Consider the following 6,263-nt stretch of genomic DNA (forward strand, 5'->3'; position numbering starts at 1 on the left):
GAAAAAAATATATATATTTATGTTGTGAATTATATTTTGATTTTGAGCAACTTTTTTATGATTTTATTATGTTTACTCAAATAATTTAAATTGAGAAACTAGTATGCTTATTGGTACTAATGATATGATAAAAGATATTAAAACTAGATTATCACAAATAAATATTTGATATGATAAAGATAAAAGTTATAAAAATAATGTTGATATAAATTCAAATGAAAATTATGAAAGATTTAAAGAAATTTGGGATATATTAGATGATAAATATTATTATCAAGAAGATTTGGATTATGATAAAATGATGGAATCAGCTATTAAATCATTTGTTGAAGCAACATGAGATCCATATAGTGTTTATCTTCCTGAAGATCAAAACAAATCTTTTCAAGAATGACTTGAATGATCACAAGATTTTGAATGAATTTGAGCAGTAGTAAGTAAAAGACAAGATTGAGTTCTTATTGAAGAAGTAATTCAATGAGCACCTGCATTCAATTCTGGTATGAAACCTATGGATATTATTTTGGAGATAAATTGAGAGCCAACAAAAGATCTTAGTTTATCTGAAGCGGTAGAAAATATTCGTGGTCCAAAATGAACTGAAGTAAATTTAAGAATTCTTAGAACTATTGATTGAGATAGAGAATTTATAGATCTTGAAGTAATAAGAGATGAAGTAAATGTTCCATCTGTAAGATGAGATATTAAGACTGAAAATTGATATGATGTATGATATATTAAAATATCTATATTTGGTGAAGATACAGAAAAAGCATTGAAAGAAGTTATTAAAAATTTTGAAAATAGTAATATTGATTGAATTGTTGTAGATCTTAGATGAAATGGTTGATGATTTTTGCCGATGGCAGTTAGTATTGCATCTTATTTTCTTCCTGAATGAGAAACTGTTGTCAAAACAAAATATAAAGATTTGCCATCTGAAGATTATACTTCTTATGGTTATATGGATTTACAAAATTTGCCAGTAGTAGTTTTGGTAGATGAATTATCTGCATCTGCATCTGAAATAATTGCGGCCGCTTTGAGAGAATGAATAGGTGCTAAATTAGTTTGAAATAAAACTTTTGGTAAATGATCTATACAAACATTAAATGATTTTGATGATAACTCTTCATTAAAATATACTATTTGAGCTTGGTACACACCATCTGGAAAAACTGTAGATAAAGAATGATTAGAACCTGATTATGAAATTGATTTAGATGTTGAACTGTATCAAGAAGAAAATACTGATACTCAATTACAAAAAGCATTAGATGTTTTGAAAGAAATGATTTGAAATTAAATTTTTATTAAAAAATAAATAATTTTTATTTATATTTAAATAAATGTTATGGATATATAATATATTTGTAATATTATAAACTTAAATTTTAACTAAATTTTTTATGTATTTTGTTGTTTTTTGAAAGAATATAGAATTATCAAAAATAGAATTAAATATTCTAAATCCTAGTAATCTTAAAATTGTTTGAAATGTAGCTTTTTTTGAAACTGATAATTATGATTTTTTATCAAAATTGTCTGGTATAGTTAAATATTGAAAACTTATAAATGAAAATGAATTTGTTTTTGATCCAAAAGTAATTCTATGAACTAATAATCTTGATTTTGCTAATTATATTAAAAAAAAATATTGAATAAAAAGATATAAAATAATTTGATTACAAAATACGGATTTGGAGATAAAAAATAAATGAATAGAAATTTTAAATTTTGATTGAAAATGTTGTTTAGTAAAATGATATCAAAATATTGATTTATATTCAAATATTGATTATGATAAAAGTATAAGTGGTATGAATGTTGGTATGATGCCTAGTAAGTTAACTCATCTTATGATAAATTTATGAATTTTTTCTTCTGATAATTTTGTAAATAATTTATCTATTTATGATCCTTTTGTTGGTTTTGGTACTACATGATTTGTAGCTAATTGATTGTGATATAATTTTATTTGAAGTGATATAAATATAAGTTCTGTCAAAAAAAATCTTAAATGGCGAAATGAAACGAATTTTGTAAATAATGATAAAAAATTTACATTATATAAACATGATGTAAATGATTTGTTTAAAAAATCTTTTCTTAAAAATGTAAATGTTATAGTATCAGAATGATTCTTATGACCTTTGGTAAGTAGAAAAACTAAAAAACATGAATATATAAATAATCAAAAAAAAGTATTGGAACTTTACAAAAGATTTTTTGATAATGTAATAGCTTTTTGGTGAAAAAATAATATAAATTTATGTATTACATTTCCATATTATTTGGAGTCAGACTCAAATTTTTTGGAAACAGAATTATCTTTTCATATAAAAAACTTATGACAAAAATTTTTTGTACCAAAAACTATTTATCACAGAAAAAAACAACTTGTTTGAAGAAAATTTATTATTTTTGAATAAATAATTTAAATTAATTAAAATAAAATTTATTATTTTATATGTTTTTAATACAATTATTTTATGTTTTTGTTAAATTATTTAAAAAATAAATGAGTATTTAATGAATTTGCTGATAAATCACAATTAAAAAAAGATATATTATCTTGAATAACAGTTGCTCTTGCATTAATTCCAGAATCAATTGCATTTTCTTTTGTAGTATGAATTAATCCTATAATATGATTACATACTTCTTTTATAATAGGACTTATTACTGCTATTTTTGGATGAAGACCAGCTATGATATCTGCTTTTACATGAGCATTGGCTTTAATTATGGGTTCATTGCTTTCAAGTTATTGAATAGAATATCTGTATTTAGCAGTTATTTTAATGTGAGTAATTCAAATTATATTTTGATTTTTATGATGAGGAAAATTGTTTAGATTAATTCCTTATACTGTTATGTTGTGATTTTTGAATGGTTTGGCAATATTAATATTTTTGGCACAAATTAAACATTTCAAAATAGATTGAGAATGGATAGCTTGATATGATGCTATTATTATGATATTTTTGGTTTTATTGACTATGTTTATTATTTATTTTTTACCCAAAATTACTAAATCAGTTCCATCTGAATTAGTTGCTATAATTGTTGTAACATTAATAGTTTTTTTGATACCTTGATTTGATGATACTAGAACTATATATTCATATTTAATTGAAAATGGTTTTGATTCGCTTGTTTGATCACTTCCAAGTTTTAATATTCCTGAAATACAAGATTCTATTTGGAAAATGTTGTATGTAACTTTACCAGTATCATTAATGCTTTTTGCAGTATGAACTATTGAAACTCTTATGACATTATGATTAGTAGATGATCTTACAGATAGTAGATGAAAATCAAATAAAGAAGTAAAATGACAATGACTTGCAAATATAATATCTTGATTTTTTTGATGAGTAGCTTGATGTGCTATGGTTGGACAATCTGTTATTAATGTAAAAAATTGATGAAGGTGAAGAATATCATGAATTACTGCATCTTTAGTATTAATGATGTTGATTTTATTTGCTGTTCCATTTATTAATTTAATACCTATAGCCTCATTAGTTTGATTAATGTTTATGGTTGTTATATGAACATTTGCTTGGCCAACATTAAAAATGTTAAATAAAATACCTATAGCAGATAGTTTTGTTATAATTTTGACTACTCTTATTACTGTTTATACTCATGATCTAGCTTTGGCAGTTGTTATTTGAGTGGTAATATCAGCATTAGTTTTTGCTTGGCAAAAATCAACACATATTGAAGCAAATAGATATATTGATAATAAATTAATTACACATTATGAATTAGATTGACCATTATTTTTTGCATCTGTAGAAAGATTTAATTGCTTATTTGATTTGGAAAAAGATACTAATGAAATAATAATAGATTTTGCTAAATCAAGAGTTATGGATCATTCAGCGATTGAAGCTATAAATAATTTAACAAGTAGATATAGGAAAAAATGAAAAATACTACATTTGAAACATTTGTCAAATGACTGTAAACAAATGATTAAAGATGCAGATGAAATAATTGATGTAAATATTTATGAAGATCCTAAATATAAAGTTGCTAATATTTAATTTTTGCTATTTTATAAAAAAAATAATTTATACTTGAATTTAAATAATAATTTATTAGTATAAGTAAACTTTATTATTAATTAAATTAATTTATACAATGTACAAAATAACAAATTTGTTATCTCGTGAAGTTTTGGATTCTAGGTGAAATCCTACTGTAGAAGTAGATATTGAATTATCAAATAAATATTTGTGAAAAGCTATAGTTCCATCTTGAGCATCTACTTGAATACATGAAGCTCTTGAACTTAGAGACAATGATAAAAATAGATATTTATGAAAATGAGTATTAAATGCAGTATCAAATATAAATAATATTATCAAAAAAGAATTATTAAATAAAGAATTTATAAATTTTGAAGAATTAGATAATTTTTTGATAGATTTAGATTGAACAGAAAATAAAAATAAATTATGAGCAAATGCTATATTATGAGTTTCTATGGCTTTTGTTTGTGCTTGTGCTAAACAGGAAGATAAAAAATTATTTGAATTTATATCAAATTGAAAATGAAAAGTTTTACCTATTCCTCTTATGAATATTATAAATTGAGGTTCTCATTCAAATAATAATCTTGATATACAAGAATTTATGATTGTACCTGTATGAGCTGATAATATAAAAGAAGCTATAAGAATGTGAGCAGAAGTTTTTCATAATTTGAAAAAAATATTGAATGAAAAATGACTTAGCACTTGAGTTTGAGATGAATGATGATATGCACCAAATTTGGAATCAAATGAAAATGCATTAGAAGTAATAATACAAGCTATAAATAAAGCTTGATATAATACAGAAAATATAAAAATAGCTTTGGATGTTGCTGCTTCAGAATTTTATTATGATGGAATTTATAAATTAAAATGAGAAGGAATAGAATTAGATAGTAAATGATTAGTAAATTACTATGAAAATTTAATAAATAAATATCCTATCATTTCTATAGAAGATTGAATGGACGAAGATGATTTTCAATGATGGAAAGATCTTAATAATTCTATTTGAGATAAAATTAAATTAGTATGAGATGATCTTTTTGTTACAAACATAAATAGATTAAAAACTTGAATAGAACAATGACTTGCAAATAGTATATTGATCAAACTTAATCAAATATGAACTGTTTCAGAAACATTAAATGCTATAAATATGGCTTATAAATCTTGAATGTCTTGTATTATATCTCATAGATCTTGAGAAACAGAAGATACTTTTATTGCTGATCTTTCTGTTGCTGTTAATTCTTGATATATAAAAACATGATCTTTATCTAGAACAGATAGAATTGCTAAATATAATCAATTATTGAGAATAGAAGAAGAACTTTGATCCAAATCTAAATATTGAAATTAACTTCAATTATTAACTAAAATATTATGACAAAAGAAGAAATTTTAAATAAAATAAATTGGGATAATTATTGAATTGGTAATTGTAAGATTTTTATAAATTTGTTTGATAAAGAAATTCCTTTTATTTTTTTTAAAGAAGATGATTTAGAAATAAGTATTACAGATAAAATGATTGAATCTGTAAATAATATATTAATGTTGGATAAATCTAATCTTGATATTATTAAAAAAATGTTATGGGAAGAATGTCAATTTTCTTTTACAATAGGGGACTATGGTTGTGAATTAAAAGAATGAGAAACTAATTTAGATACTAACTTAAAACATTTTTGAGTTTTAAATAAAGAAGATTCTTATTTAAAAAGTAAAATTAAAGAAATACATATTTGTGAAGAAAATGATATATTAAATTGATGTTATTCAGAAATCAAGATAGATTCTATTTCTGATAATTTAATTAGCATTATAATAAAAAATTGAAAAATAATTGATTTTGATTATAATGGTACTTATTTAGGTTGGTTTGATAAAGATGAACAGTATGCAAAAAATGCAAGGGCAAGAGTATTGAAGTAGAAAAAAATATATTTTTGATAAATAAAGGGAATAGTTGATTTATTTTAAGATTTTAGATTAAAAGTTAAAGATTTATTACAAGAATATACATTAAATACATTATTAACTAAATTAAAAAATATAAGTAAAGTTTGTTTTAAAATAGATAATATACATATAAATAAAGTAGAATAAATAAATGAGCTTCAAGAAAAAAATTTAAATTATTTAAAATAAGATTATAAAATTTATGTAGTACATAAAAATATTTTTATATTATTCTAAATCCTTGTTTAA

At 22.1% G+C, this 6,263-nt stretch carries 5 protein-coding genes; all 5 read left to right on the plus strand.

Features of this window, described 5'->3' with window-relative positions; all coding sequences use genetic code 25:
• The first annotated feature begins 19 nt into the window (after window positions 1-19).
• Window positions 20-1,306, plus strand: coding sequence for a S41 family peptidase (locus VAMP_RS00470; RefSeq protein WP_213348093.1), 1,287 nt, complete (start codon window positions 20-22; stop codon window positions 1,304-1,306).
• Between the two features lie 103 nt (window positions 1,307-1,409).
• A complete protein-coding gene (locus tag VAMP_RS00475) occupies window positions 1,410-2,432 on the plus strand; it encodes a DNA methyltransferase (protein WP_213348095.1) in 1,023 nt (340 codons plus the stop codon).
• A gap of 60 nt (window positions 2,433-2,492) precedes the next feature.
• Window positions 2,493-4,058 (plus strand): SulP family inorganic anion transporter, encoded by a 1,566-nt coding sequence (locus VAMP_RS00480; RefSeq protein ID WP_244831473.1) that lies wholly within the window; start codon window positions 2,493-2,495, stop codon window positions 4,056-4,058.
• Window positions 4,059-4,155: 97 nt separating this feature from the next.
• Window positions 4,156-5,412, plus strand: a complete 1,257-nt coding sequence (gene eno, locus VAMP_RS00485; RefSeq protein WP_213348097.1) for a phosphopyruvate hydratase — start codon at window positions 4,156-4,158, stop codon at window positions 5,410-5,412.
• Window positions 5,413-5,435: 23 nt separating this feature from the next.
• Complete coding sequence (locus VAMP_RS00490; protein ID WP_213348099.1) at window positions 5,436-5,987, plus strand: hypothetical protein; 552 nt, start codon at window positions 5,436-5,438, stop codon at window positions 5,985-5,987.
• Window positions 5,988-6,263: the final 276 nt, after the last annotated feature.

The sequence above is a fragment of the Candidatus Vampirococcus lugosii genome (assembly GCF_018420025.1).
GTDB lineage: Bacteria > Patescibacteriota > Gracilibacteria > Absconditabacterales > Absconditicoccaceae > Vampirococcus > Vampirococcus lugosii.